The organism is Mesorhizobium loti CJ3sym (assembly GCF_000472785.1).
Classification (GTDB): Bacteria; Pseudomonadota; Alphaproteobacteria; order Rhizobiales; family Rhizobiaceae; genus Mesorhizobium; species Mesorhizobium loti_E.
The window spans coordinates 1-23375 of the sequence record NZ_AXAL01000046.1 but is presented as its reverse complement, the minus strand read 5'-3'; the positions used below and the strand labels follow the sequence as shown (position 1 = coordinate 23375).

General features: G+C 57.9%; 29 protein-coding genes and 5 pseudogenes. 24 read left to right on the top strand and 10 right to left on the bottom strand.

The genetic code is table 11. From position 1 onward, the window contains the following. Positions 1-39: 39 nt before the first annotated feature. Positions 40-225 (bottom strand): hypothetical protein, encoded by a 186-nt coding sequence (locus tag A3A9_RS45580; RefSeq protein ID WP_210163701.1) that lies wholly within the window; start codon positions 223-225, stop codon positions 40-42. A gap of 234 nt (positions 226-459) precedes the next feature. On the opposite strand from A3A9_RS45580, the pseudogene A3A9_RS46650 reads away from it, so the two are divergent. After that, positions 460-793, top strand: a pseudogene (locus A3A9_RS46650) (IS701 family transposase); the annotation flags it as partial. A gap of 166 nt (positions 794-959) precedes the next feature. On the opposite strand, the gene A3A9_RS0134980 reads toward A3A9_RS46650, so the two are convergent. From A3A9_RS0134980 to A3A9_RS42050, 3 genes are read right to left on the bottom strand one after another with little or no spacing between them, the layout of a single operon-like run. Continuing rightward, entirely contained in the window at positions 960-1829 is an 870-nt protein-coding gene (locus A3A9_RS0134980) for a glycosyltransferase family 2 protein (RefSeq protein WP_027062655.1), read from the bottom strand. Beyond that, the gene (locus A3A9_RS0134975; RefSeq protein WP_161634576.1) at positions 1830-3050 is read right to left on the bottom strand and encodes an FAD-dependent oxidoreductase; all 1221 of its coding nucleotides are present in this window, start codon (positions 3048-3050) and stop codon (positions 1830-1832) included. 13 nt (positions 3051-3063) lie between these two features. Next, positions 3064-3483, bottom strand: coding sequence for a sugar 3,4-ketoisomerase (locus tag A3A9_RS42050; protein WP_051371474.1), 420 nt, complete (start codon positions 3481-3483; stop codon positions 3064-3066). A 199-nt stretch (positions 3484-3682) separates the two neighbouring features. Here A3A9_RS42050 and A3A9_RS0134965 point away from each other — a divergent pair, with 199 nt between their 5' ends. Continuing rightward, positions 3683-4420 (top strand): CGNR zinc finger domain-containing protein, encoded by a 738-nt coding sequence (locus tag A3A9_RS0134965; RefSeq protein ID WP_152536273.1) that lies wholly within the window; start codon positions 3683-3685, stop codon positions 4418-4420. A gap of 671 nt (positions 4421-5091) precedes the next feature. Here the strand turns inward: A3A9_RS0134965 and A3A9_RS44995 are convergent. Then, positions 5092-5241, bottom strand: coding sequence for a hypothetical protein (locus tag A3A9_RS44995; protein ID WP_161634575.1), 150 nt, complete (start codon positions 5239-5241; stop codon positions 5092-5094). Positions 5242-5608: 367 nt separating this feature from the next. Between A3A9_RS44995 and A3A9_RS46105 the strand changes: the two genes are divergently transcribed. The 3 genes and pseudogenes from A3A9_RS46105 to A3A9_RS46100 all read left to right on the top strand — a co-directional run bounded on the left by A3A9_RS46105 (position 5609) and on the right by A3A9_RS46100 (position 7018). Further along, complete coding sequence (locus A3A9_RS46105) at positions 5609-5905, top strand: PilZ domain-containing protein (RefSeq protein WP_082222387.1); 297 nt, start codon at positions 5609-5611, stop codon at positions 5903-5905. A 203-nt stretch (positions 5906-6108) separates the two neighbouring features. Continuing rightward, positions 6109-6360, top strand: a pseudogene (locus tag A3A9_RS40545) (transposase domain-containing protein); the annotation flags it as partial. A 448-nt stretch (positions 6361-6808) separates the two neighbouring features. Next, positions 6809-7018 carry a hypothetical protein gene (locus A3A9_RS46100; RefSeq protein ID WP_245279209.1) on the top strand — a complete coding sequence of 70 codons (210 nt, stop codon included), beginning with the start codon at positions 6809-6811 and terminating at the stop codon, positions 7016-7018. Here the strand turns inward: A3A9_RS46100 and A3A9_RS0134940 are convergent, their stop codons facing one another. Beyond that, complete coding sequence (locus A3A9_RS0134940; protein WP_027062650.1) at positions 7019-7414, bottom strand: hypothetical protein; 396 nt, start codon at positions 7412-7414, stop codon at positions 7019-7021. A gap of 344 nt (positions 7415-7758) precedes the next feature. On the opposite strand from A3A9_RS0134940, the gene A3A9_RS44985 reads away from it, so the two are divergent. From A3A9_RS44985 to A3A9_RS0134895, 7 genes are all read left to right on the top strand, one after another. After that, positions 7759-7959, top strand: a complete 201-nt coding sequence (locus A3A9_RS44985) for a hypothetical protein (RefSeq protein WP_051371469.1) — start codon at positions 7759-7761, stop codon at positions 7957-7959. Then, entirely contained in the window at positions 7959-8426 is a 468-nt protein-coding gene (locus A3A9_RS46095) for a hypothetical protein (RefSeq protein WP_245279208.1), read from the top strand. Before A3A9_RS44985 ends, A3A9_RS46095 begins: the two co-directional genes overlap by 1 nt. Further along, a complete protein-coding gene (locus tag A3A9_RS46090) occupies positions 8423-8617 on the top strand; it encodes a DUF1515 family protein (RefSeq protein ID WP_245279207.1) in 195 nt (64 codons plus the stop codon). Before A3A9_RS46095 ends, A3A9_RS46090 begins: the two co-directional genes overlap by 4 nt. Positions 8618-8748: 131 nt before the next feature. Then, complete coding sequence (locus A3A9_RS0134920) at positions 8749-10320, top strand: pilus assembly protein (RefSeq protein ID WP_027062649.1); 1572 nt, start codon at positions 8749-8751, stop codon at positions 10318-10320. A 484-nt stretch (positions 10321-10804) separates the two neighbouring features. Further along, positions 10805-11146 carry a hypothetical protein gene (locus tag A3A9_RS40525; protein WP_033839103.1) on the top strand — a complete coding sequence of 114 codons (342 nt, stop codon included), beginning with the start codon at positions 10805-10807 and terminating at the stop codon, positions 11144-11146. Between the two features lie 375 nt (positions 11147-11521). Next, entirely contained in the window at positions 11522-11692 is a 171-nt protein-coding gene (locus tag A3A9_RS45530) for a hypothetical protein (protein WP_202596446.1), read from the top strand. Continuing rightward, positions 11692-11919 carry a DUF768 domain-containing protein gene (locus tag A3A9_RS0134895; protein ID WP_027062648.1) on the top strand — a complete coding sequence of 76 codons (228 nt, stop codon included), beginning with the start codon at positions 11692-11694 and terminating at the stop codon, positions 11917-11919. Before A3A9_RS45530 ends, A3A9_RS0134895 begins: the two co-directional genes overlap by 1 nt. 1205 nt (positions 11920-13124) lie before the next feature. Here the strand turns inward: A3A9_RS0134895 and A3A9_RS46085 are convergent. After that, a complete protein-coding gene (locus A3A9_RS46085; protein ID WP_245279210.1) occupies positions 13125-13529 on the bottom strand; it encodes a hypothetical protein in 405 nt (134 codons plus the stop codon). On the opposite strand from A3A9_RS46085, the pseudogene A3A9_RS41550 reads away from it, so the two are divergent. From A3A9_RS41550 to A3A9_RS0134860, 4 genes and pseudogenes are all read left to right on the top strand, one after another. Continuing rightward, positions 13446-14154, top strand: a pseudogene (locus tag A3A9_RS41550) (SOS response-associated peptidase). The gene A3A9_RS46085 and the pseudogene A3A9_RS41550 overlap by 84 nt on opposite strands. A gap of 894 nt (positions 14155-15048) precedes the next feature. Continuing rightward, positions 15049-15963, top strand: a complete 915-nt coding sequence (locus A3A9_RS0134875; protein ID WP_027062646.1) for a membrane protein — start codon at positions 15049-15051, stop codon at positions 15961-15963. Between the two features lie 380 nt (positions 15964-16343). Then, positions 16344-16820 carry a DUF6894 family protein gene (locus A3A9_RS44550; protein ID WP_152536272.1) on the top strand — a complete coding sequence of 159 codons (477 nt, stop codon included), beginning with the start codon at positions 16344-16346 and terminating at the stop codon, positions 16818-16820. Positions 16821-16853: 33 nt separating this feature from the next. Beyond that, on the top strand, positions 16854-17723 hold the full coding sequence (locus tag A3A9_RS0134860) for an RNA ligase family protein (RefSeq protein ID WP_027062645.1): 870 nt from the start codon (positions 16854-16856) through the stop codon (positions 17721-17723). 193 nt (positions 17724-17916) lie between these two features. On the opposite strand, the gene A3A9_RS0134850 is transcribed toward A3A9_RS0134860, so the two are convergent. Next, the gene (locus A3A9_RS0134850) at positions 17917-18105 is read right to left on the bottom strand and encodes a hypothetical protein (protein ID WP_027062644.1); all 189 of its coding nucleotides are present in this window, start codon (positions 18103-18105) and stop codon (positions 17917-17919) included. A gap of 487 nt (positions 18106-18592) precedes the next feature. On the opposite strand from A3A9_RS0134850, the gene A3A9_RS0134845 reads away from it, so the two are divergent. From A3A9_RS0134845 to A3A9_RS40500, 7 genes and pseudogenes are all read left to right on the top strand, one after another. Then, positions 18593-18904 (top strand): histidine kinase, encoded by a 312-nt coding sequence (locus A3A9_RS0134845; RefSeq protein ID WP_161634574.1) that lies wholly within the window; start codon positions 18593-18595, stop codon positions 18902-18904. A 73-nt stretch (positions 18905-18977) separates the two neighbouring features. Beyond that, on the top strand, positions 18978-19148 hold the full coding sequence (locus tag A3A9_RS45525; protein WP_202596446.1) for a hypothetical protein: 171 nt from the start codon (positions 18978-18980) through the stop codon (positions 19146-19148). A gap of 360 nt (positions 19149-19508) precedes the next feature. Further along, complete coding sequence (locus tag A3A9_RS0134835) at positions 19509-19730, top strand: DUF768 domain-containing protein (protein ID WP_027062642.1); 222 nt, start codon at positions 19509-19511, stop codon at positions 19728-19730. A 6-nt stretch (positions 19731-19736) separates the two neighbouring features. Next, positions 19737-20033: a hypothetical protein gene (locus tag A3A9_RS0134830; protein ID WP_027062641.1), complete on the top strand. Its 297-nt coding sequence runs from the start codon at positions 19737-19739 to the stop codon at positions 20031-20033. A gap of 118 nt (positions 20034-20151) precedes the next feature. Further along, positions 20152-20404: pseudogene (locus A3A9_RS0134825) on the top strand (SOS response-associated peptidase family protein); the annotation flags it as partial. Between the two features lie 520 nt (positions 20405-20924). Then, complete coding sequence (locus tag A3A9_RS45520; protein WP_202596445.1) at positions 20925-21092, top strand: hypothetical protein; 168 nt, start codon at positions 20925-20927, stop codon at positions 21090-21092. Positions 21093-21617: 525 nt separating this feature from the next. Next, positions 21618-21845, top strand: a complete 228-nt coding sequence (locus A3A9_RS40500) for a hypothetical protein (protein WP_152536271.1) — start codon at positions 21618-21620, stop codon at positions 21843-21845. A gap of 259 nt (positions 21846-22104) precedes the next feature. On the opposite strand, the gene A3A9_RS0134805 is transcribed toward A3A9_RS40500, so the two are convergent. Continuing rightward, positions 22105-22824, bottom strand: a complete 720-nt coding sequence (locus A3A9_RS0134805) for a Crp/Fnr family transcriptional regulator (protein ID WP_027062639.1) — start codon at positions 22822-22824, stop codon at positions 22105-22107. Between the two features lie 34 nt (positions 22825-22858). Between A3A9_RS0134805 and A3A9_RS40495 the strand changes: the two genes are divergently transcribed. Beyond that, complete coding sequence (locus A3A9_RS40495; protein ID WP_033839096.1) at positions 22859-23149, top strand: DUF6894 family protein; 291 nt, start codon at positions 22859-22861, stop codon at positions 23147-23149. A gap of 2 nt (positions 23150-23151) precedes the next feature. Here A3A9_RS40495 and A3A9_RS40490 read toward each other — a convergent pair. Further along, positions 23152-23375: pseudogene (locus tag A3A9_RS40490) on the bottom strand (IS630 family transposase); the annotation flags it as partial.

The following is a 23375-nucleotide window of genomic DNA, read 5'->3' as shown; positions in this document are numbered from 1 at the left end:
TGATGGTGTGAGATCGAGATAATGTGTGGACGCGTTTTCTTAAAGTCGACGATCCCCGACATGGTGCGGCGTTTCGAGTTCGCCCATGCCGGCGACATCGAGCGCATGGGTAATGGCTTCCCGATCTGGAACGGCGCGCCCAGCCTGAGCTATCCGATCACGGATGCGCTCCAGCCTGGCATCGGTCCAACTCCAATCGTAGGAGCCGGCGTCGCTCTCAACCATCTCCCATAGCACAGGGTATCGAAGCGTTCGGATGCGGAGACCCGCAATCAGGACCATATCGTCAATGCGGTGGACGTGACCGGTCTCTTCCAACTGGTCACGCACCGTCGTGTGGATGCGGACGTGGCTACACTCCACCGCCCCCCATCTCAAGCGCGTCGTTCACTCAGCAGCCTCGACCTGCTTCGTCAACCCCGTTGCGGGAAGGCCCTTCTGAATTCGGGCAAACGTAGAGAACATCGCTCGAACGGCAAGCGTAAGACTATCTGTCCAACCTACCCGCCGACACCCCGCTCAAGCGTCCGGCCCGCGCCATCAAGGCGCGCTAGATTTGCGAGCAGGCCCATCAGCAACTGACGGAGAACTGGGCCTCGATCACTTCGAGGGACGATCATGGACAGGGCTGAATCGACATGCGCTCATGACCATGATCTCGTCTACGCCTTTCTCCTATCCCGTCGCCTCAAGTAGGCGAACCGGGAAAAAGAAGCCATAGCCCACCACCGAAGCCGACCCTTCTAGCAATTCGGGCAGCCATCGTCGCCATACTCGAAACAGCCGCCTCTAACGCGTTGTCCGCATTGCCGCCGATCGATCACCACTAAAAATCTGGCGGCAAAGTAGTGCTAGTCTGAAAATCGGAATGACCCGAGATGGAGATCCGGCCGTGTAGACAGATACTGGCCGTCCTGCAGTAACCAAAACGGGAAGCATACGTCTCCACAACCTCAGCCTTAACGTCGGCGGTGGCGTAGTGACCGCGGAACCCAATGCCACGGCCGAAGCGCAATGTATGTAGCGAGAAACGCTCTTAGCGCCAGGTCCGCATCGCTATTCCAGACCTCCCTCGCACCAGCTGCCCGCAACGCTTTACGTTGGACGCTGGTGCGATCCCAGAGCTTGCTGATGCTGCCCGGACGGTAGTGCTTGTGGCAAAGCAGTTCGGGCACCCGGATAAAGCCGCCAAGCAGCGATAGATGCAACAGCCAAGTCCAGTCGGCGCTGAATTCGCCTTGGCTGTTGGGCTTGATCCCCCCGCTGCGGTGGAACGCTGATGCTCTGAACAGTCCGCGGTTGGGAATCCACCATCCATGCGGTTGTCGCGCCATGGCCCGGCCACGCGCGAGACTGCTCTGCAACCCCGACAGAAGGTCGAATTTCCAATAAGCACGCTCACCGCTGAGTTCGATCACCTCGACATCGCTGAATGACAGCACTGCATCGGGATTGCCGTCCAAAGCGCGCACCAGCGCTTCCACATAGGTTGGATCGATGGTGTCGTCATGGAAGGCAAAGAACATCAACTCACCGCTGGCGTTGGCCATGAGGTCGTTGGAGTTTCTAAGCCATCCTAGATTCTTGGTCCGGCGCATGATGCGGACATCATCACGGCCGCCCGCGAATGCGGACACTATTTCGAACGTCTCATCGGTCGAATTGTCCTCGCCGACCAGAATCTCGAGGTTGTCCCAAGTCTGAGCAGCAAGACTGTCCAGCGTACGCGAAATGAACGTCGCGGAATTGTAGCAGGGCACCAAGGCGGTGACCTTGGGCTTCCAGCCCGCTTCCACCTGACTCACGCAGGCCCGCGCCGTCTTATCCATTCAGTCGACCCCAGATATTTGCTTTGCTAGCCTGTCTGCGAGCCACGGCGCCGTTGAGTATTTTCCCGTGTCGACCGAGATGTAGCCGCCCAGACGATTGACTCCGAATTGGTCCCGGCGATGAATTGTGGCTTTCGGATCGCTCAGCGAACCGCGGCCCTGCGCAAACACAAACCCGCCACGCACTTCAAGCTCTTGGGCATAGTCAAACATACTGGAAACAGCAGGCACGAGCTCGGTGATCCTCGCGCGAACGTCATTGATGAACTGGTGCCGTTCCGCCGCATCCAGCGCCTTGGGCATTTCGATGGACAATGCGCTGGTCTCAGCAAGAAGGCCGCTCGGATACCACGAGATATAGAAGTTGCACCCGTCATAGTTCTTTATGTCACCAAATGGGCCGAGAGCGACGACCGCGCATGGCACATCTACCGACCGCTTCGTGCGGCCGAACAGGCAAAGCCGATATCTGTGCGACCAGCCCGGAACCGGCTCCAGGCCAGCTGTCCGATCGATAGCTAATCGTCCCTCCCAGAGGCAATTGACCACGACGTCAAAGGTCTCGTTTTTCTCACCCTCGACCGCAACGAGCCATGGGCCGTCAACTCCGTCGATGGGTGTTGTCGCACAGACTTTGGCAGCCATTCGCAAGCTAATATTTGGTTCAGCCCGGATTGCATCACAAAGTCTATCAGCAATCCATCGCGTGTTGACTGAACGCTCCGGCACCTGGAAGGCGGCGACAATCTTCTCCGAGCCGTTGATATTGGCTAATTCCCCTTTGGAGAGCCTTTTCACGCGGGCCGCCGACACATCAACAAGGTAGCTGGGTGCGTCCGGATGACTTTGTAGTAGGGCATCGACGCGCTCAAAGGTCGTCCTCAGCGTGTCGGCGTCGACGACAGAATCGCGATGAACCAAATAAAGGTCGTCCGAAGATGTTGTGTGCGCTTTCAGATCGGTTTCGATTAACTCGGAGACAAGCGCGCCGAAACACAATCCTCCCGAGATCAGGTGTCGGGCGGTCTGCATTGATGGATCAGCACCGTAGAGATAGCCAAGATGGATCTTGCCCTCGTTCCAGCGGCTTGCGCAGGCCAGCGGCTCGTTTTCCTTATCGAACAGGGACACCGCATAGCCTTTTCGCGCCATCGTGATAGCCAGGCTAGAGCCCATGATGCCGGCCCCTAGAATGGCCATTCTGCCACGTTCATTCTTCATTTGCCGACGCACATCAGGGCCTCCCGACTCCCAGGGGCTGTCGAACGGGATCGAATACGTAGTCTTCGGCGTCGTATTCGGTGTCGCAGAAAACCAAAAGCGAAGGGTTCTCGCCTTCATAAGTCTGCAGGGCCCACACTTGGGCATCAACCAGGACTGCACGGTTCGATGCAGTAAGCGATAGGCGCTCGACCCGCTCATGATACCGGAATTCGATTACAATCTCGCCCGACAGTTGCATCATCAATTGCCGGCCAGAACGGTGTGCATGTCCTCCTCTGGAAGTGCCGGGAGGCGCGGTAACGACGAACGCCCGAATGGCTTGGAAATTGTAATCGCCAAACTGGATGGCAGTCAGCAGACCTCTGGGATCGCTTCGTGCCGTGGTCGGTATTAGGATGACTTTGCCGTCGAAGAGCGTTCTGTGCTGCATTACGTACGGTCCCAACCGCACTCGACGTGCGCAGAGGATATCTTGCTTACATTGAAAGGCATGAAATGCAATTAGCTAAGCAAGCGTCTTGTCCACTTCGTAAGTTTCGACAGAGGTGTGGTCAAGCGAGCCGCGTTGCGCAGTAGGCCGTGAAGATCAGCGCGATTGTCGGAGAGGAACGTCACGCGCGCGAAGCGCTTTGCAATCGCCGGTCAATCTGTCTCATGCGTTCGTACGAAACGTAACGGATAAACGCTTCTTATACCGCTACAACCTGGTCTTGCGTTTTAAGTTCCGCGAAACCCATTCTCAAACCATGAGTGACCAGAAAACGATCACCACGATGCGATTGGTTGGCGGTAGCCCGGCGCTGGACTTCGTCAACACGGTCGAAATGCGCAGCGATCGGTGGGGTCCGGATTTGCTTCGAACCTATGAGGACCTGATTGAATGGGCGGTGAGGATCGAGCTGATCACGGGTGAGATCGGCGCTAACCTCGCGAAGGCAGCAGTTTCGAAACAATCAGCTGCGGAGAACGCGTTGGTGGCGGCGCAGGATCCTCGCGAAGCAATCTATAGTGTTTTTCAGGCCGAGGCGCGCGGACGGTCTGCGCCGATGGCCCAGGGCAGGGTACTCAGCGATGCTGTTTCAGGCGCGCTCACGAATCGGAGGCTTAGCCAAGCGGGTGAACATTTCGTCTGGATGTGGAAGGAAGATGGCTTCAGCACGATCGCTGATCGCGTTGCCCTTGAAGCGGCAGAGCTTCTCGTTACGCGAGCGCAGAGAAGGCCGGTTCGCGAATGCCTTGGGCCGTACTGCGGATGGCTGTTTATCGACACCTCGCGCGGCGGCCATCGTCGCTGGTGTGCCGACGCAACTTGCGGCACCCAGATGAGGGTCAAGCGATTTAGGTCGACGCAGGCGAAGAGTGCGTAGAGCTAATAGTCAATCTCTGGAGCGCGTATATGGCCCTCAATTTGGCGATCGCTGCTTTCACGCAACCCGACGTTCCGGCGGCTCGAGCACCTCTGCTACCGATCCGAAGCGCAATCCATCGCTGCATGCGTGCGTGATTGCCCCGATAGGCAGCATTACGACGAGATGACCCTGCGGGTCTCCAGCATCGGAAACGGGCGAAGGAGGATATGAACGGCTCCAAAAGCGCGAAGGACTTTGGCGAAAACCGGATTACCGCCGTGCCCCAGATGGAACCCCCTTTGCGGCCTAGGAGAGACTAAGAAAGTGTGCTGGCGCATTATTTGAGATCGACAGCGCCGACCGGACCCGTAACGCTGTGCAGAGGTGACCGATGAATCGATTCCTGTCTTCAGGCAATCGATGAAGTCTGAAAACCGGTTAGATCAGTTGGGCCAGCCTGATCTTGCTGTAGAGACAAGCCAGGGAGACCATTACAAAAGCCCATCTTACGAGCAGTTCTCGATCTTCACGTCCGCTTGGTAGGCGAACGCCTTGACCTCATAGAGCGGTTTTCTTCCACCCACTCAAAACTCGGCAGCAGCAGCCCACAGATCGCCAGCAGTCGCGAAGATCCGCTTGCGCCCGTGGTAGCCTCGGGCCTCCCAAATTTCTCGCAGGCGCAGGCATCGTCAGGCTTCCGGCGTGATCGGATCGGCAGACGGCTCGCCGGAGGATCGTCTGCGGCGGGCTTTTTCCTTCGCCTTGGCGCGATTGTCCTTCGGTTCGGCCTTGGCGATGCCAAGACCACGCTCACCGGTACCTGGCGTGCCTTCCGGCAAGCCAAAGCCTCCGCCCACACCGACCGGGCCGCTACAAATCATGCCGATAAGCACGCCGTCGGCGACCTTCTCGAACTCACCTGCAGCGCAGCTCCCTCGATTTGGGCAATGTTGGAAACGCCCTCCGGGCCGTCATCGTTCGGGATGATAGTCGCATATCGTGTCGACATGAGGATCTCCTTGTCGGGTCGGCGCTTTCGCTTCTCCGGTCCAAGGTCACAGCCTTGCCCCGCCGGGTTCTTCTCAGGATAAAGCGAAAGCCTTTGGGACGCTTAGCCGACATCGGCGATGAAAAGCCAGGGCAAGTCTTTCTTAACCAATACGGCAGACGCTGGGGATCAACTGTGTGGCAGTTCCGTTAATAGAAATGTCCGTGGTAGACCCGCAGAATGATCAGCGTCGCCAGCATCGTCAGCGGGTGCTGAAGGGCGCTGCAATCATTACCGGGATCCAGAATTCGGAAATTAGCTGCTTTATCAAAAATCAGCACGACAACGGCGCGGAACTGCGAGTTGCCGCCGATGCTTGGGTGCCGGAGCGCTTTCTCCTGTACGTGGCTTCCGACGGCGTTGCCTATCGTTGCGAGGTTCGCTGGCGCCGGAATGATAGGGTGGGTGTACGGTTCGATGGTGTCGAGCCCAAGCCGAGGCTCCACTACGGATAATCGGCCGCGCGAAAAGCAGATGCGACTAGCCACAGCCCGAACAGATTGTAATCCCAAACGCTAAAGTCTTTCGTACATCAGCAATCGGTGTTTAGCGAAACCTATATAAGCTCAGCCTCATAAAGCTAAGAGGTCGGGGAAGTGCCCGTGTCAGCCGAGAACCCCGTCGTGATCCAGAAACTGCGCGACGGTTGGGTTGTTGGAACGTCGTTGAGCGCTCGATCAGGCCAATCGCCCTCAATCGCAAGAATGGGCTCTTCGCCGGTTCCGACGGCGGTGGCGAGCACTGGGCGACCATCGCCTCGCTCGTAGAAACCGCGAAACTCAACGGCGTCGACCCGTACGCCTACCTCGCCGACGTCATCACCCGCATCGTCGCCGGCCATCCACAGAGCCAGCTCGACGACCTGCTGCCCTGGGCCTATGCCCCCGCGCCACTCAAGGCCGTGGCCTGAGAACAGCGGTTACCTTGCGCGTCAATGCCAACACGATCAACTCGGCCGCCAACCGGCTGGCCGCTGGACTTGAAAGCCTGATCATTCCGCAATCGGAAAAATGGCATCGCATCTCGACTGCTGCGATGAACGATGAGGAGACCGACGAAGAAAAGGAATGGGCGGAAGACCTCCGCGACTTCCTCTTCTCGCCAAGGTACTCGGCCAATTCCAATTTCGTGCCGGCCAGGCAAGTGGCCGGCGCGGCCAAGGATGCGGTACCCGCCGCGGTGCAGGGCTGTGACAGTGGTCTCCTCGGCCAATTTGCAACAGATGATGCCTCAAGGCTGGCAGTAAGCCAAAGACGTTTGCCTGCTGGCCAGGCTGGTGGACCCATCAAAGCACAGCAGGCGCACACAACTGCCTATCTTCGCGTCCTCGGCGCAACGGCTCGAAGCAGGACGCGGATATGGTGCTGGTCGATCTCGTCGACGTCACCGGCTATTGCCGGCCTCCGTCAGACGGCCAATGGATGCATGACAAAAAGTCGCTGCAGGGCTCCGAGCTGCGCAGGGCACTCTCGAATGCCAGGGCCGAAGTCGTGCAGCACATGAATCTTCTGACGCTCGATGCCGACCAGCTCATCGCCATCGCAAGGGCTGCACGTATGGAAACGTAGCTATCGGCAACGCCATCGCATGGTGTCAACCTTGCCCTGATATAGAGCTGTCCAAGTCAAGACTCCGCCAACGAGCTCGAAAGCCTCACCAGAGGCGGCGCGTACACCACCTCCAAAAATCGTGCCATCATCGGTAAAACGCCTTACGCCGAAGTGGTCCTCTATTCCCGGTTTCGTTTGCGTTGTGAAATCCCAGTTCACCTCATAGTCGGTGCCGATTGTGCGGGCCACCCGCAATTCCACGTACTGCTTATCCAGGTCGATTACGATCTGATCCGCCTTGCCGTAAATCTTGCTGCCGCCGGATTGGATCTCACACTGCAGCACAATCGGGTCTGCCCACGAAGGGGCAGAAAAAGCCAGCCCGGTGAGCCCGAGCATCATAAACGTACGCACGTCGTCCTCCCCTTAACCACCGGCCAGCATTGCGTGGAATTGATCCCAAGGCAAGCCAACTGGCCGGGTTCAACCAGAAATCTGCCCACGGCGGGTTAGCCGAAACTCTCCCCCAGAACAGAGACACTGCCATGACCCGAGGTCTTCCCCGGACGCTTTCCCGTCCCGCCGCTCGCGCTGCCTGCCTCGCCCCTCCTGTCGCCGGTTTGAAGGCTGTGACCGCCGTGACGGCTTCAAAACGGTGTTCACTTTCAGCGGCGTCCAGGTGCCGGTCACCGGCACGCGCTGGCCTATGCGAACAGGAAGGCCAAGCACCTCGCCGCGGCGCTCGGCATCGTGCCGGCATGACCTTGCTCATCACCTTCCTCGTCGACCGGCTTGGCGTATCGCGCCTGGTCGGCGGCATCATCGGCTGGGCGTTCATCGCCCTGGTCGCATCGGGTGCGGCGCGCGGCGACTACGAACTTATCGAACATCGGGGTGCCGACGAACTCCGCGTCAAGGTCGAAAAGGAAAATACCGATGCGATACGCAAAAGGCATTGATGCCAGCCGTAATTTTGATGACTGCAAATTCTGCTGGCGGGCCGTGGGACTTCCGCGTCAACGGTGTTCCAGCCCTGCGGGCGGCGATCGGTAGCAGCCTTGCGGGCGAAGGGCAAGACGCTCGAGGATCAGAACAGAATCGACCGCACCATGGCGCCCGTTTGCGCTGTGAAGCTCTACACGCCGCCGTGCGACCGCCATACCAAGGCCAGCGCCGCGCGCCGGGCCGAACTGAAATCATAGCAGGGCAGGGGCAATGCCGGCATCCGGAAATAAAAGTCTCGAAAATGATGATCGGCGGCCTGCTGCAAGCCACGCAGGACATGCAGCGCGACATCACCGAGATCCGACGCGATATCAAGGACAGCGATGCGCGCGCAGCTTTGAGCTACGAGCAATCGCACCAGCGCGCCGCCGCCAGCCGTGCGAAGATGTATCAGAAGACCGACGAACGGTGGACCGAGTGACCGCCCCCGAGAGCGCGGTCAGCAAGCTCAATGCTGATATGACCAGCGTCAAGGAAGTCACCACCGAGGTGTCGCGCTGGAAGCTCATGGGGCTTGGCGCCTTGGGTATCACTGGCATGGCTGCGGCGGCGCTGGCACCGCTTGTCACCGCACATTGGCACGACATCTGGCGCGTGATCCGAGGCGGATGATACTCATCTCAAATGATCGGGTTGAAGTATCGTTAACTAATCGGCGCCTTTTCGTCGGCAACCAGGGCATTTATACCACTGGTAAACCGTGCCTCCCGTAAGAAACAAACTGGTTAAGCAAGGGGGTCTGGATGCTTTTCGACGACTTTTGGCGTTCTCGGAGTGGAAATTTCGCGCTCATGATGGGGTTAGCATTGCCTGCGATCCTGGCCGCTATCGGTTTCGCGACGGATGTCACTACCATCATGCGAGCAAAGGTCGACCTTCAGTCCTCGCTGGACGCTGCTACTCTTGCTTCATCGCACCTGACGGACAGCGAGGCGGACCGTAAGGCTGCGTTTGATCGCTATTTTCAGGTCAACGTGGCGAACCACGGCGAGTTGTCGAATGCGAAAGTGACCCTGTCCGTCGACAAGGGGCTCAACTACGTCAAGACCAAGGCCGTCGCTTCCGCCGACGTGGCCCTCAACTTTGCTTTCCTGTTCGGTGCAAACCAGCACATCGAGGTTGACGCTGGCGCGGTAGAGGCCACGAACAATCTCGAAGTCGTTATGGTGTTGGACAACACAGGTTCAATGGCCGGCGCCAAGATCCAAGCCCTTCGAGACGCAACGAAAGCACTGCTCGACAATTTGGATGGAGCCAAGTCGCCGAACCGCAAGATCACCGCCGCGCTTGTCCCCTTTGTCACCGCCGTGAATGTCAATGGCGACGAGTTTGATCCGGCCTGGATCGACATGGACGGCAAGTCGCCCAACAACGGCGTCAACTTCCCCCTGTTGCCCGATGGCAGCCGCGTCAATCACATGGATCTGTTCAGGGACCTTGCAGAGGGAACCGGTTGGAAGGGGACGGGCTGGAAAGGCTGCGTTGAGGCCCGACCGGGCAGCGCTGGCATTTCCGACGTGTCCCCGGACCAGGCTGATGCTGACACCTTGTTCGTACCGTATCTTGCTCCAGACGACCCTGGCGACGCCACGGCTCCATCGGCGAGCTACGGCAACGATGCCAAGGTCTACAACAATTCCTATCTCTCCGATGACGTCGAGGACGGCACGGATAAAAAAGGGAAAGACAAGATAATTGCCAAGTACAAAAACCCTAAGGTGAAAAAGATCAACGACAAAAATGGCCCGTTGACCGTCGGCCCTAACCGCGCCTGCCCAACACCGGTGGTCCCTTTGACCACCGACCTCGATAAATTGCGAACTGCCGCATCGCAGATGCAAGAGTGGAACGGCTCTGGCACCAACGTTTCCGAGGGGCTTTCATGGGGAATGCGGGTGCTGTCGCCCGATCCACCGTATACCGATGGAGCCGCATGGAGGGCACCAAACACGACCAAGATTGTCGTGTTGCTAACCGACGGGGAGAATGTGGTGTTCGGGGCCGGCAACGAACCGGAGCAGTCAGACTACACATCTTACGGCTTTCTGTCTTCGGGGCGCTTTGGGTCGAGCAACCAGACGGACGCCGCGCGCGCGGTAGACCGATGGACTCTTGACGTGTGTCAAAAGCTGAAGGCGCAGCAGGTTCAAATCTATACTATTACTCTGCAATCGGACACGGCGGCCAACCGGACGCTCTATGGCAAATGCGCCACTGATCCAACCAACTATTACGCAGTAAACGATCCGACCAAGTTGCCGAACGTATTTCAGGAAATCGCTAGCAAGTTCACTACTCTCCAGCTGATCAACTGATGTCTTGCCTCCCTGCAACCAACCTCTCCGACGCTCGTTGACCCAAGCTGGATGATCCCAGCACACTCCAGACCCTGCCCGCTGCTCTCCCCAAAGACAGCGGGCCTTTTTGGGCCACCGGGCCACAAGCACCCTACCAAGCGGAACTCCGCGAGTGTCCGCCCGTTTTGAAGGCGCACTGTTTCCCAACAGCGCTCCCCAAGCTAGCCCGCTGCCTTTCCAGGCGCGGGTTTTTTGGTGGAACTGATGACAGCTGGTGAAGTTCTAAAGGTGCTCGGTTGTCCCTCGGCCGGGCGACAAACAAAGGCCCGTCACTGCTTCCTCGGTGGCGGGCTTTTCGATTATCGGAACCTGACGTGCGGTCGCAAGTTGCTGACCCAGCGACGGTCTCTGCAGCTCCAGGCTTGTCGCTGATCAAGGGCAAACTTGGTCGGCCCGCGCATCTGCCGAGGTTCGCGGGCCATCCTCTCAAGGTGGAAAATCGATGACCAAGAACATTTCCGAAAAGAAGGCTCGCCAAGGCGGCCTCGGCCGACCGGTGCTCGGCATTCTGCTGGGCGGACTGTTCCTGGCAATCATTGCGTGGGGGATTGCCGAGATCTACGGAGAGCAGGCGAAGACAGCGACGACGCAGAGTGGTACGGGCACGGCTGCGACCGCTGCCGGGGACAATCCAGGTGAGACGGACCCAATGAAGGCCAAGGCAGACGAGATGAACGGCCAGCCCGTGGATCAAAATCCCAAGGTCGATCGTAACCCGACGCCTCAGTCAAGCACAGGCGGCGATCAACAGGGTGTACAGCCAGCACAACCGGCGGCAAAGTGATGAACGCGTGTTGACAAACGCCGGCGCCCCAAACAATTTCGCGTCGAGGGGAAGAGCGAGGACACTTATGAAGAAGACCTATCAAAAGCCAGTTTTGACCAAACGTCAGCGTCTGCCGACGATTACGGCGCAGCTCATTCCGATTTCACAGCAAGCCTCGGACTAACCAACAATTCGATGATCGATGAGCCCGCCTCGGTTCGCCAGGCGGGCTTTTATTTGCGTCGGGGAAATTCGATGACCTGAGCGGTTTCCTCGGGCTCAAGAGGTTCATGGCCTGGCTCTTCATGCCAAAACACTGCTCTCAATCTTTTCGCTGCCCGAAGGAACAGTAGGACGCTCCGGACGCTTTGTTTCGCGACAAAGGATTCGGTCATGCAGGACGACCTCCCAAAGCCAATCGATCCCAAGGCCGAGTTTGTGCGCAAAATGGCGAAAGAGACCGGCGTTTCGGAGGCGCAGATCAGGGACATCATTTCGATGGTTGGCTATGATCATTCTTCCATCGTGCGCGAGGCCCGGATTCTAAAAAGGCCGGCTGGGTAATGAGCACGCGCGGCATCAACTTCCTCGACGAATGGATCAGGAACAACGTACCCGAGACGACGAAGGCCGATGGGGTTGACGAGCTGACCCACAAGCTCTTTGCCGACGCCAAAGCGCTCGGCATCAAGTGCATCGAGATAAACGAGGAAACACCGCTCGATGATCCGCCACCTGACAGACTGTCTCGATCTCATTCGGGTCGATTTCGGCGCTACTCCCGGTTCTAGGTACCGCCGGCCCCACCATTGCCGCCCCTGCCACCCGCGCCACCACTACCGAACGAACCGCCAGTACCTCCGAACCCGCCCGCGCCGCCGGTGCCGCCATTGCCGAACAAGCCGCCGCCCGTGCCACCACTACCTCCGATTCCCGTGCCTCCGGTACCACCCGCGCCACCGGCACCTCCTATTCCGCCAGCACCGCCATTACCGAACAAGCCGCCCGAGCCACCACTACCTCCGATTCCCGTGCCTCCAGTACCAACTGTGCCACCGGTACCTCCGTTGCCACCCGTGCCGCCGGTACCTCCTGTTCCGCCCGCACCTCCTATTCCGCCGGTCCCGCCAGCACCACCATTACCGAGAACGCCGCCGCCCGTGCTGCTGGCACCCCCAGCCCCCGTGCCTCCGGCACCATTTGCGCCAGTACCTCCGGTCCCGCCCGTGCCTCCCCCGCCGGCCCCGCCAATACCACCCGTGGCTCCACCGCCATCCGCGCCGCCGCCGGTGCTGCCTCCTCGATCGCCGACGCGGCTAGAGGTGCCGCCAGCCCATGAAAAGCGATTTGTTGGTTTCGAGGACGACGCCGCTAAAACCCAGACCCCGCCAGGGAGCGTGCGTGGCTTCGGCGAACCGAAGCCAGGTGCGGAAGCGCTATGGGTTTCGAGCTGACGGTTTTTCACCAGCATTGCTCGCGCCGATACTTCGCTACGAGCGTCGGTCAGCAAGATGGTGACCGCCCCAAGAAGCAATGCCGCCGCAATTGCCCAATCGTTTGAAAGCTTGTGCACTTCGGACCTCATGTCTTACTGGGGCTAGCAAAGCAGCACGGCATCCGCCAGCGAAGTCACCCCAGAGCTTATAACCGATTATATCTGGAAATCGAGCAAAACAAAGAGCCTTCTGTTGGGCCTCAATGGTGTGAACGGTTCGCCACACCCGCCCGGCCAGGCCGGCCTGCATGGCAAAGAGACCGATATAAAGCCATTGCGACTGGCCGGTCATGAAGCTGCCGCCGACCACGCCGATGCCTTGCAGCCACCAGGAAGCCGGACTTCTAGCACACTGGATTGACGGAAAGGATATGCCGGCTGATAGTTTGAAGGTTCGCCAGGCCGACAACGCCTACGAAGTGGTCCAAGATCACGCAGTGATAGAACAGCGCGCGGCTGAGGCCGTTACGACTAGAAGGCAAACGGGACAATCCGCCGGAATCATTCCCCGAGCTGAGATGAAAACGAATGAGCACACGCGGCATCAATTTCCTCGACAAATGGATGGCAGAACAACTGCCAGACACCATGATCGACGACCCGATGGCGATCGGCGTTCTGGCGGAACGAGCGATGGAAGCCGCCCGAAAGGAAGGCCTTTCCATCCCCGAAATCAGCGAGGAGGTCCCGAGCGTGTTCGAGGTTATCGCCGAAGCAATGGACCATCGCGAAGGCGGTACGCCATGACCCAGATGGGCACTGCTTGACTCGTTCACGAAGCGTTCCCATTTTGGTCTTCCGCAACGACAGGCTGGTGATCTCATGTGTGGACGCGTTTTCGTCAAAACAACAATCCCGGACATGGTGCAGCGGTTCGAGTTCGCCCATCCCGGCGACGTCGAACATTTGAGCAATCGCTTCCCAGTCTGGAACGGCCGGCCGGCAGATCGCTACCCGTAATCATTCGGGAAGAACTGTCCACCTCAATGGCCGCTTCGTCTCTGCCAAATGGGGTCTGGTCCCCGGCTGGGCTCGTGATGGCAGCGGCCGTCCGCCGCCCGTCAACGCACGTTGCGAGACGGTCGCGACCAATGGCATGTTCCGCAGAGCCTATGCGTCACGGCGATGCCTGGTGCCGGTGGATGGCTATTTCGAATGGCAGAAGCTGGACGCGTCGGGCAAGAAGAAGCAGCCCTATGCCATCGCGATGAACTCAGACCAGCCGTTTGCTATGGCCGGCATTTGGGAAGAATACGCCGACAAGACCACCGGCGAATTGATCCGCACGTTCGCGATTGTAACGTGCGAGCCGAACAGTCTCATGGCAACCATTCATGACCGGATGCCGGTGATCTTGGCGCCTGAAGACTACATGTGTTGGCTCGGCCCGGAACTCGCTCCTGGAGATCTTATGAAACCTTACCCGTCTGACCTAATGAAGATTTGGCCGATTGCCTATGTCGGCACGCGGAACACCCCAGACATCATCGACGAGATCGGGCTGGGGCCATCTGACCTGTTCGGTCTGTAGGCCCTCGGCTCGGGCACCGAAGAAATGGGCGCGCAAAGGACCCCATATTTTGACCTTAGCCATGTCGGCCAGCGGGACGAGGCAACAGAAACCGCGCCTTCAGCAGCCGTCCGAAAACATAGGGCAACGCTAGACGACTCCTGACGGCATCTATTTCCCTTCCCGACGCTTTTCGATTTCGTACGTGAGCCATCGACATAACATGCCAGCAATTGATGCGGTGGCGCCGACGAGCAGACAGGCGATGAATAGTGGGCTTTGCGAAGCGCTCTTCCAGCTCACGATGGCGAGCAGGACAACGCTTACATGTGAGCATGGAGATAATGGAGCCGAAGCTCGTCTAGCAACGCCTTTTCCACGATTTCGTGCGTGACGCCAGCCGGACTTCCCGACCTTTCCATGCCATCGTTCGCGGCAGATGGCGGTCTATACAGACGGTCGTCGCATCACCACTGTATCCAGCAATATAGGGAATATCGAAATCGTGGCTGATCTTCACACGCTTTTGTAACGCGACCAAGACATCGGCTAAGACTTTGTCATCAACGTTTTCGCAGTTATGTCGAACTTCCCTGTCGAGATTCAAGCTCACCTCCCGATGCCGTAATTTCGGTAGAGGCTTATGCAATTTCGTTGAGGGCATCTGGTTCCGGCTACCCGTTAGTTGGCTGATGACCCACCACTTTCGCCAGCATTGCGGGGCCGGATGCGCTCCGAGGCACTGGCTTTTCGTCGGGGGACAACTTCGGGAACGAAACGTCCAGCAAGGAATTGGTATTGCGTCCTCACAATTTACGGGAGGTTTTCATGGGACGTGGAATCTTGCTCTGGCTCATTGGGATTCCGATTCCAATTATTATTCTCATAATGCTTTTTGTTCGATAGGTGGCTGTCATGCAACCAGTCCTTTCAGACGTAGAGGTTTCCCGGCCCACCGAATCCTCGTCCACCGCCGTCAACTGGGGGCCGATCATTGCAGGTGCTTTTGCGGCCTGCACGCTCACCTTCACCCTAATGCTTCTCGGGTCGGGCCTGGGACTGACGATGGTTTCGCCATGGTCCGGGTCCGGCGCATCGGTAACGACTTTTGCGGTCTCCACTGCAGTCTGGCTGGTAATCGTCCAATGGCTGTCCGCTGGCGTCGGTGGATATCTTGCAGGACGGTTGCGTACCAAATGGGTGAACGTTCACACGGATGAGGTTTACTTCCGTGATACCGCGCACGGCTTTCTTGCCTGGGCGCTTGCGACGCTGCTTGTCGTCGGCGTTCTCGGATCAGCCCTCTCTGGAGCGGTCGGCTCGGGTGCGCAGGCGGTAACGACTATCGCTTCGGACGCGACCATGGGCGCTTCGGCTGGTGCGTCGGCCAACGCCGGAGGGGCGGCCGACAACGCAACGTCGTACTTCGTGGATTCACTGTTTCGACCGAACGACCCTTCCAAGCTTGCCGCCGCAAACCCCCAAAGCGACGCGGCGGCGACCGCACAGGCAACTCATATCCTGATCGCTGGCGCGGCTGCCGGCGACGTTTCTGCCGATGACAAGACCTATCTGTCTCAACTGGTTTCGGCGAGGACAGGATTGTCGGAGGCGGACGCCAAGGCGCGCGTCGATGCAGTGCTTGCCAAGGTGCAAGACGCAAAAGTAAGGGCAAAGCAAGTGGCCGATACCGCCAGGAAGGCAACTATAACCCTTGCGCTTCTGAGTGCTTTGTCCTTAGTCATCGGCGCCTTCGTGGCCAGCGCTGCGGCGGCTCTAGGCGGGAGGCAACGCGATGAGGAGGGAGAAGCTATCTTCTTAGCTCGCTAGTTAGCCGCTAGATCCGAATCAGACAATGGCCCTCCGGTTGCTCCATTCGGGCGGGCCTTTTTCAAGCATAAGCGGAACCTGATATGCTCCCGTTGGTTTCAGGATACGGCCGCGTAGCTGCTGGCCAAGATCCCGCAAGGCTTCGCCGGGCCCGCTTATGCCCAAGTCGAAGCGGGCCCACTCTATACCACCCATGACGAATTTCAGCCTTTGTCGGCGCAGCTGGGCGGCTTTTTTTCATTCGATCGGAACTTAGAAATAGTCTGTTTGTTGATGACATGGCGGTGGGCGCTTCAGGGGCCACCGCTGACCAAGGCTGATTTGCTCGCCCCGCGCAGATGGAAGGCAGGGCCATCCATTTCGAGCATACGGGAGGACCCATGGCTCTCTATTATTTCGACGTCGACGACAACGGTCAGGTGTTTCACGACGACCATGGAACAGATTGCAAGGATTTCGCCAAGGTGAAGAAGGAAGCCATCTCGGCTCTGATAGATATGATCCGAGAAAGCCTGCCGGACGGGGACCATCATCAGCTCTCAATAAAGGTCCGCGACGATGCTGGCTTCGAGATATTAGAAGTCGCATTGCACTTCAACGTTGTCACTGAGCGAAGGCAGCCGGGTCCGTCCTCCTCACGCCCCGGCTTCGTGGACGGGTTCCGGACCATAAATTCCAGTTACGTATTCTTCGCTCGGCAGGGCCCCGAGGGGACAAACTGTTCTATAGTCTCTGACGAGTTAAAGGGGTCGCGGGTCGCATATCGGTGCTCCTCGGTTGACAGGCTACAACAAACGCCGCTCGTCGCACTTTGTTGCAGGGCCGCTTATTTCCAAATTTGGAACTATTTTAGCTAAAGCTGATTGAGTCGCGGGTTTGCGAGTCAGTCCATGCGTTTGAAGTTCATCCCGCCAATGGAGCCCGAGCTTGTCGACACCCCGCCTGCGGGTGAGGAATGGATTCACGAAATCAAGTTCGACGGTTACCGCACCCAGGTCATCAAGGATGAAGCCGGTATCCGCTTGTTCACCAAAAACGGCTTCGACTGGACCGGCAAATACAAGCCGCTCGCGGAAGCAGCGAAGGCTATCAGGGGGAAAAGCTTTATCATCGAGGGTGAGACAATCGTCACCAACGAAGCTGGCCTGTCCGATTTTCACGCCCTCCGCTCTGCCATCACCCGGCGTCCACAGGATTTGTATCTGGTGGCTTTTGATCTGCTGCACCTCAACGGCAAAGACCTGCGCGGAATCAAGCTGACGGACCGTCGTGAGAAGCTTCACCGGATGATCCCGGACGGCCTGCAGGTACAATTCAGCGAGGCGATGCCAGGCACTGGCGATGCCGTCTACCATCTGGCTTGTGAAGCGAACCTTGAAGGGATGGTATCGAAGCGAGCCGACAGCGTGTATCGAAGCGGTCCGACGATGAACTGGCGCAAGATCAAGTGCTATGAAAAAAAAGAGATGGAAATCGTCGGCGCCCAGCGAGAGAGGGGTAAGCCCGCGATGGTGCTGATGGCCGAAAAGGGCCGTTATGCTGGTGGTGCCTTCGTCACCTTTAAAGCTGACAAACGCAAAGCCCTCTGGGATCGCGTGCAGCGCAGGGTGGGCGGACCGGTCCCGAAAGGGCTTAAGAACGACAAGGCTGAATGGCTTAAACCCGGCCTGGTCGGACTAGTGCAGACCTTGAAGGGCGAAGAGAACTTGCGCCACGCAAAGCTGCTGGATTTCTGGGAGAATGAAAATGGCGGTGGCTAAAGAATCAAGGGCGCGCCGGCTATGCGTGGATGTACGGTGCTCAGGCGCGCAAGGACGGCAAGGAACGAGAGCGGCGAGACGCTTGGCTGCAGGGTTTCGACGGTGTCCTGCTCCGGTGGCGTAAAGGCCATTCCGGTCAGTGACCAGATGGAAGCAGAGGTGGAGGAAGCGGCTATTGAACAGCCGCCGGGAACTAACGACCGATGATGCGAGCGATCATCTGCTCGTCGGGCTCTCCCTCGGACATCTCCTGATAGAGCCGCCTGGCATGTTCCGGCCAATGCTCTTCGGCGATTCTCATTTCCGTCACTGATTTTCGGAATGCCTCGCGTAAAATATCAAATTCAAATGCCGAAAAGCCTGCACCTTCCACATCGTCCATGGCAGAAGCCCTTAAAAATATACGCCTCAACAAGCCCCTTGTGACCTCCGATTTATACGCCTTTCGGAGACGGGGACAATCGGAGTCCATTGTACGTTTGTAACGAAGCGGCGCCCCTTGTCGAGCGTCGGGAACCATTTTCCAAGCCAAGCCTTTTTTGGCGGGACAGGCCAAGGGAGGTTGTCTTGAAACGTCGAACGATTGATCGCGAAAAGATTGAGAGAGCAGATCGGGAAAGCAGGGTTGTGCTAGATGCCGAACGGCGGGCCAGGGAGGCGAAGACCGCGCGGCTCAAAGAGCAGCGACTTGCGGTAGGGTTTTCGAAGTTACCGGAGCCGTCGAGCAACGCGAGAGACCATTGACCCGATCCTTGCGCTTCCGCACTTTCGGTTATACCAAGACTCGCTTGTGACTTGGTTTTCGTGCGTGGGGGGCGGCGGTGCAAGCGTCTAGCAAGACGATCATAATCCTTGAGGATGAGGTTTTGGTGGGCCTTGATCTGGCCGACTCGCTGATAGAGGCCGGTTACCGCGCCATTCTGTTCCGCACTTGTGAGGAAGCACTCGACTATTTGGCCATCAATCGCCCTGACTTGGCCGTGCTCGATGTTCGCCTGACTGACGGAGAATGCGACGCTGCGGCCAAAAAGCTTGTCGAGCAAGGTGTTCCCTTCATCGTCTATTCGGGCATGCTTGATGACTCCCATGACCCGATATTCAATTCGGGTACCTTGCTTAGCAAACCTGCCACATCATCAGACATCCTCGATCTAGCAGGTTCGCTGCTCGCGCAAGCTTGATCTCAATCTTTTCGCTGCTCGAAGGAACAGTATGGCTCTCCGAACGCTTTGTTTCGCGACAAAGGATTCGGTCATGCAGGACGACCTCCCAAAGCCAATTGATCCAAAGGCCGAGTTTGTGCGCAAAATGGCGAAAGAGACCGGCGTTTCGGAGGCGCAGATCAGGGACATCATTTCGATGGTTGGCTATGATCATTCTTCCATCGTGCGCGAGGCCCGGATTCTAAAAAGGCCGGCTGGGTAATGAGCACGGCACGGCATCAACTTCCTTCACAAGTGGACCTCGAACGCATGTCTGGACCCGCGCACCGGCGGGAGTTTCTATTCGCCTGCCCTCAATTGGCAAACTGATCGCTGGTGACAGGTTTCAAGGCTCCGCTGACCCCCAGTCGACGGGGTTTTGCTTTCTCGCACGCTGTGTGAGGGTAGCAATCGGAACCGAATTCGGGCTTGGAACTTGTTAGCTTCGATGAAGCTTTTATGAGCCGCGACTAATGTTCAGGAATAAAGAGACACGAGGACTCGAAGCGGCCCTGGTAGCCGCAGTGCCGCTCTCAATCCTGGTCGCGGTGGTGATCGTCAGCCCTACGTTCGGTTGGTTCGGATGAGCACGCGCGGCACAAATTTCCTGGACCAGTGGATCCGCAGCAACCTGTCCGACATCGCGCGCATGGACGTGATTTCAGTCAGCGAAGCGATCCAGAAGCTGTTTGCCGAAGCCAGGGCCCTGGGCATCAGTAGCGAAGAAATCCAGGAAGATACCGGCAGCATTTATGATGCGATCCTTGACGCTATCGTACACCACGACGCCGGAGTGGCGGATTGAACAGCCATGCGTCCTACGGACAACGTCGGCAAAGGCTGGACGCTCCAATCCCTGATCGATGCGAAGATGTCGGTCACGGCGTTCTGCAATGTGGCCGCTTGCGGACACACCAAGACGCTTGATCTCGAATGCCTGCGAGACCGGTTCGGCCCCGACACCCCGGCGATGGAGTGGGATCTGCGGCCGCGTCTGAAGTGCGAGGTGTGTGAGTCGAAGGACGTAGGCCTGATCTACTCGCCCGACTCCACGAAGAAGTCGGGCATGGGACAAAACCTCTACGCCAAGGCGAAGGGCGGACGATAGCGCGCAGGGCACAAGCTCGCGGAACCGATTTACAATCTTGAGGCTCGCCGTGATGAGCTCACGTGGCCTGAACTTAGACCGTTTTCGAACAGGTAGATCCTGCCGACGGTGCCGCCTTTCCCGGATGTTTGCCACAGCAACCTGTGAGCCGAACGAGTTGATGGCGACGTTCCATGACCGCATGCCGGTGATCTTGGCGCCGTCCGATTACATGCGCTGGCTCGGGCCGGGGCCCGATCCGCGCGATCTGATGAAGCCGTTCCCTTCCCATTTGATGAAGATGTGGCCGATCGACAGCAAGGTCCGATCGCCGCGCAACAACACATCATCACGAGATCGGTCGAGGGCCTAGCGACCTGTTTGACGTTTGATGGCCGCCTCACGCTTCGGAGCGTCGACCCTGTCGAAAGGTCTGAAGTGCCAGCATCGTGGTCTTGGCTCCTTGCTTGCTAAGTGCGAACTGGGTAACACCGCCCTCTATTAGAAGCCGACTATGCATCTGGTTGTGCTCGAAACAGAACCAATGCGAATCCCGCCGCGGCGGGAAAAGCCAAGCCCGCATACCTGTTGCATCCCGCATGCTCGCAGATGTGCCCAGCACTCGGGCGCGGTTTCGCGGCGCCAGCGTCATGCCGTCGGCAAATGATGGTTCGTCGTTCATACTGAATAGATTTTCATAAGACCCTTGACGGGCAAGGAATTTGTTCCTTTTCTGTTCTCATGGCGCAAGATCCAGTCGACACGCTGGGGCAAGGCCACCCATCGCATACGGAAAGCTCCGCTTCGGCGTTGTTTTGTTGGGCGTGACAGCGAACATCGGGGGTATACGATCGATCTTGTGGAACGGGACCGCTTTGAAGATGTTGTCTCAGAACATCAGGAGATTCCACTATGGCCGCCAAAAATCCCGCCAGGACCGATACTGACTTAAGCGACAAGGAAGCGCTGGAAATCGCTGCGAGCACTGAGGTATCGCCGAAGCAGGCGAAAGATCTTGTGGCGGAGGACGGAAAGGAAAAGGGCAAGAGAGAAGCGAAGAAGTTCAAAGCCGAGGGGTAGCGCGGGCTTTTTTATGCGTTATAGCAACGGGCTAATTCTGCCAGAAAAGTCAATAAAAGCAAAGTGATTGGCGGAGAGAGCGCAAGTCGTTTCCTGCTCAGTTTCGGTGCGGTTCCCGTCTCGCACTTTGACTCTCTATGGTCATCCGGCGCTGACGAAGGTTCGCATTATGGCGTACAGCACGCCGCACTTCAGGGAATACCCCCGCGTCGTAACATTTTCGTCGGCTACAGGCGTAACATCTGGGTTTCCATCGACTATTTATAACAGGGTAGCGTTGGGCCTAACCCTAGAGATGACAGGCTATGGCTCGTATCGTTACGCTCGTGTCAGCACAGCTGACCAAGACCTCGACACGCAGCTCGCGCAGGCAGTCAGATGGTTGATGCACGCGGCAGCGCTCACGGATTCTGTAATGAGCTACATTACATCATTGTTAAATGACGGCAATCACTGAGGGGCTTAGAACCGAGTCCAACCGCCGTGTTTGCTCTATCGGGAGCATTGGCTATCAAGGAGGATGGCATGCTCTTTCGTCAGATTAGCAACGACGCAATCTACCCCGACGACCTTGAGATGCTCCAGAGAGTGTTAAACACCCATTGCACCGCTGGAGGTTTTGGACTGACCTCTGACATGGCCGACGCAGCAGCGTTCAAGCTGATTTTGTGGTTCAGGGCAGGAATCACTGACGACGAGAGCCTCGGTAATTTGCTTGCAAGGGAACCGGAGCAGTTCCGGAAGGCAAGCTAGTCGCCCGCACCTTTAGAGGCGCCCCGTATTTCAGCAACAAGACCAGCCACGTTCAGTAGCGTGTCCACCTCCAGTACATGAAGAGTGCCACCGGCCTCGGCAATTCGGCTTCGCAATGTTTTGACTGTTCCGATGATCAGACGGAGCGTCTCGCCAGGGTTCTCTAGAAGCATCTGGAAAGGTCCTGGTTGCAAGATTTAACAGTCTCGCAACACATGGGTTCCAGCTGGCTTGCGTTTCGAGGTAGCAGCAAAACGCATCACCTCGGCTCGGTGGTCATGCTGAGGTATGTTGGGTCGAATTCGGCGATTGCAGCCAGCCGGTCCCAGTCCAGTATCGAGATGGTGTGGTTTACCCAGCTGATCGCTTCCGTCTTGCGCAGCTCCGCGATCACCCGGTTCATGTGCACAACCGACAATCCCATGACATCAGCCATTTCCGCCTGCGACAGGGGGAACCGAAAGGACATACCCTCGGTCTGCTTCACCACCTGCAGGCGGACATAAAGTTCGCAGATCAGATGGGCGAGGTGCGAGGCACTGGAACGGCGCCCCATGGCGACAATCCATTCACGGTGGATCGCACCGTCAACGAGGGTGTCCAGCCACAATAGGCGTGTCAGATGCGGAGCCTGTTCGGTAACGGCTCGGAGCTTGGCGTGGTCGGCTAACATGACACGGCATGGCGAAAGGGCCACAATGCCGTGATCCATGGTTTTCAGCAGAAACGCATGAAGGTCGACGAAATCGCCTGGCACCTGAAAGGCAGTAAACTGCCGGCCACCGTTCTGCAACACTTTGTAGCGGGCTGCGAGCCCCTCGACCAAGACCGTGCTGTAGGCAGGCCGGGAGCCGGCCACCACGAGGTCTTGTCCAACCTCAAAATCCTTTTCTCTGACGATCACATCCGCCAACATCGCCCTTTCATCGTCGGAAAGCGCGTCATGTTGCTGAAGTTGCAGATACAACGGTTCAAGCATCTCTGGCCTCTCGGTCTCGAACGTCGGTAGATATTTGTTTCGTTCACCGGGGGCGGCCGATGACGATCTGCGGCGCGCAGGTTTGCGCCGTTTTCATGGCAAATACCAGCGGAACCAACGTCAGACCCGGAGATTACGCCGCGAGAAGAACCTAAACGGCCGAGCTATGCACCGCTACTTTTTCGATGTCTATAACACCGACAGCCACGTTCTTGACGACGACGGGCAGCTGCTGGAGTCGCGGGAAAGGGCCCGGAAAGAAGCACTCCGCATCTTGCACGATGTCGCGTACGAGGAACTGCCGGATCGTGAGCTAGTCATCTGAATCTAAATTTCGTGGCATAAGGAGTGTTCCGCCCTCTGGCAGAAGCGTTTGACGGAGGCGAGAATGTCGTCTGCGGACTTGGTCCATCGATATGGCTTGGGGTTCTCGTTGTGGCGCTGGATGAAGGCGCGAATATCGGCCTCAAGCTGGCTGGTGGAGGTATGGACACCACGGCGCAGTTGCTTGCGGGTGAGTTCGGCAAACCACCGTTCAACCTGGTTGATCC

What these genes read in the sequence shown, in the direction of transcription:
- A3A9_RS45580 (WP_210163701.1), bottom strand. Translation starts at nt 225, where the DNA reads ATGGTTGAGAGCGACGCCGGCTCCTACGATTGGAGTTGGACCGATGCC.
- A3A9_RS0134980 (WP_027062655.1), bottom strand. Translation starts at nt 1,829, where the DNA reads ATGGATAAGACGGCGCGGGCCTGCGTGAGTCAGGTGGAAGCGGGCTGG.
- A3A9_RS0134975 (WP_161634576.1), bottom strand. Translation starts at nt 3,050, where the DNA reads ATGAAGAATGAACGTGGCAGAATGGCCATTCTAGGGGCCGGCATCATG.
- A3A9_RS42050 (WP_051371474.1), bottom strand. Translation starts at nt 3,483, where the DNA reads ATGCAGCACAGAACGCTCTTCGACGGCAAAGTCATCCTAATACCGACC.
- A3A9_RS46105 (WP_082222387.1), top strand. Translation starts at nt 5,609, where the DNA reads ATGTCCGTGGTAGACCCGCAGAATGATCAGCGTCGCCAGCATCGTCAG.
- A3A9_RS46100 (WP_245279209.1), top strand. Translation starts at nt 6,809, where the DNA reads ATGGTGCTGGTCGATCTCGTCGACGTCACCGGCTATTGCCGGCCTCCG.
- A3A9_RS44985 (WP_051371469.1), top strand. Translation starts at nt 7,759, where the DNA reads ATGACCTTGCTCATCACCTTCCTCGTCGACCGGCTTGGCGTATCGCGC.
- A3A9_RS46095 (WP_245279208.1), top strand. Translation starts at nt 7,959, where the DNA reads ATGCCAGCCGTAATTTTGATGACTGCAAATTCTGCTGGCGGGCCGTGG.
- A3A9_RS0134920 (WP_027062649.1), top strand. Translation starts at nt 8,749, where the DNA reads ATGCTTTTCGACGACTTTTGGCGTTCTCGGAGTGGAAATTTCGCGCTC.
- A3A9_RS40525 (WP_033839103.1), top strand. Translation starts at nt 10,805, where the DNA reads ATGACCAAGAACATTTCCGAAAAGAAGGCTCGCCAAGGCGGCCTCGGC.
- A3A9_RS45530 (WP_202596446.1), top strand. Translation starts at nt 11,522, where the DNA reads ATGCAGGACGACCTCCCAAAGCCAATCGATCCCAAGGCCGAGTTTGTG.
- A3A9_RS0134895 (WP_027062648.1), top strand. Translation starts at nt 11,692, where the DNA reads ATGAGCACGCGCGGCATCAACTTCCTCGACGAATGGATCAGGAACAAC.
- A3A9_RS46085 (WP_245279210.1), bottom strand. Translation starts at nt 13,529, where the DNA reads ATGTTCGACGTCGCCGGGATGGGCGAACTCGAACCGCTGCACCATGTC.
- A3A9_RS0134875 (WP_027062646.1), top strand. Translation starts at nt 15,049, where the DNA reads ATGCAACCAGTCCTTTCAGACGTAGAGGTTTCCCGGCCCACCGAATCC.
- A3A9_RS44550 (WP_152536272.1), top strand. Translation starts at nt 16,344, where the DNA reads ATGGCTCTCTATTATTTCGACGTCGACGACAACGGTCAGGTGTTTCAC.
- A3A9_RS0134860 (WP_027062645.1), top strand. Translation starts at nt 16,854, where the DNA reads ATGCGTTTGAAGTTCATCCCGCCAATGGAGCCCGAGCTTGTCGACACC.
- A3A9_RS0134850 (WP_027062644.1), bottom strand. Translation starts at nt 18,105, where the DNA reads ATGGACGATGTGGAAGGTGCAGGCTTTTCGGCATTTGAATTTGATATT.
- A3A9_RS45525 (WP_202596446.1), top strand. Translation starts at nt 18,978, where the DNA reads ATGCAGGACGACCTCCCAAAGCCAATTGATCCAAAGGCCGAGTTTGTG.
- A3A9_RS0134835 (WP_027062642.1), top strand. Translation starts at nt 19,509, where the DNA reads ATGAGCACGCGCGGCACAAATTTCCTGGACCAGTGGATCCGCAGCAAC.
- A3A9_RS0134830 (WP_027062641.1), top strand. Translation starts at nt 19,737, where the DNA reads ATGCGTCCTACGGACAACGTCGGCAAAGGCTGGACGCTCCAATCCCTG.
- A3A9_RS45520 (WP_202596445.1), top strand. Translation starts at nt 20,925, where the DNA reads ATGGCCGCCAAAAATCCCGCCAGGACCGATACTGACTTAAGCGACAAG.
- A3A9_RS40500 (WP_152536271.1), top strand. Translation starts at nt 21,618, where the DNA reads ATGCTCTTTCGTCAGATTAGCAACGACGCAATCTACCCCGACGACCTT.
- A3A9_RS0134805 (WP_027062639.1), bottom strand. Translation starts at nt 22,824, where the DNA reads ATGCTTGAACCGTTGTATCTGCAACTTCAGCAACATGACGCGCTTTCC.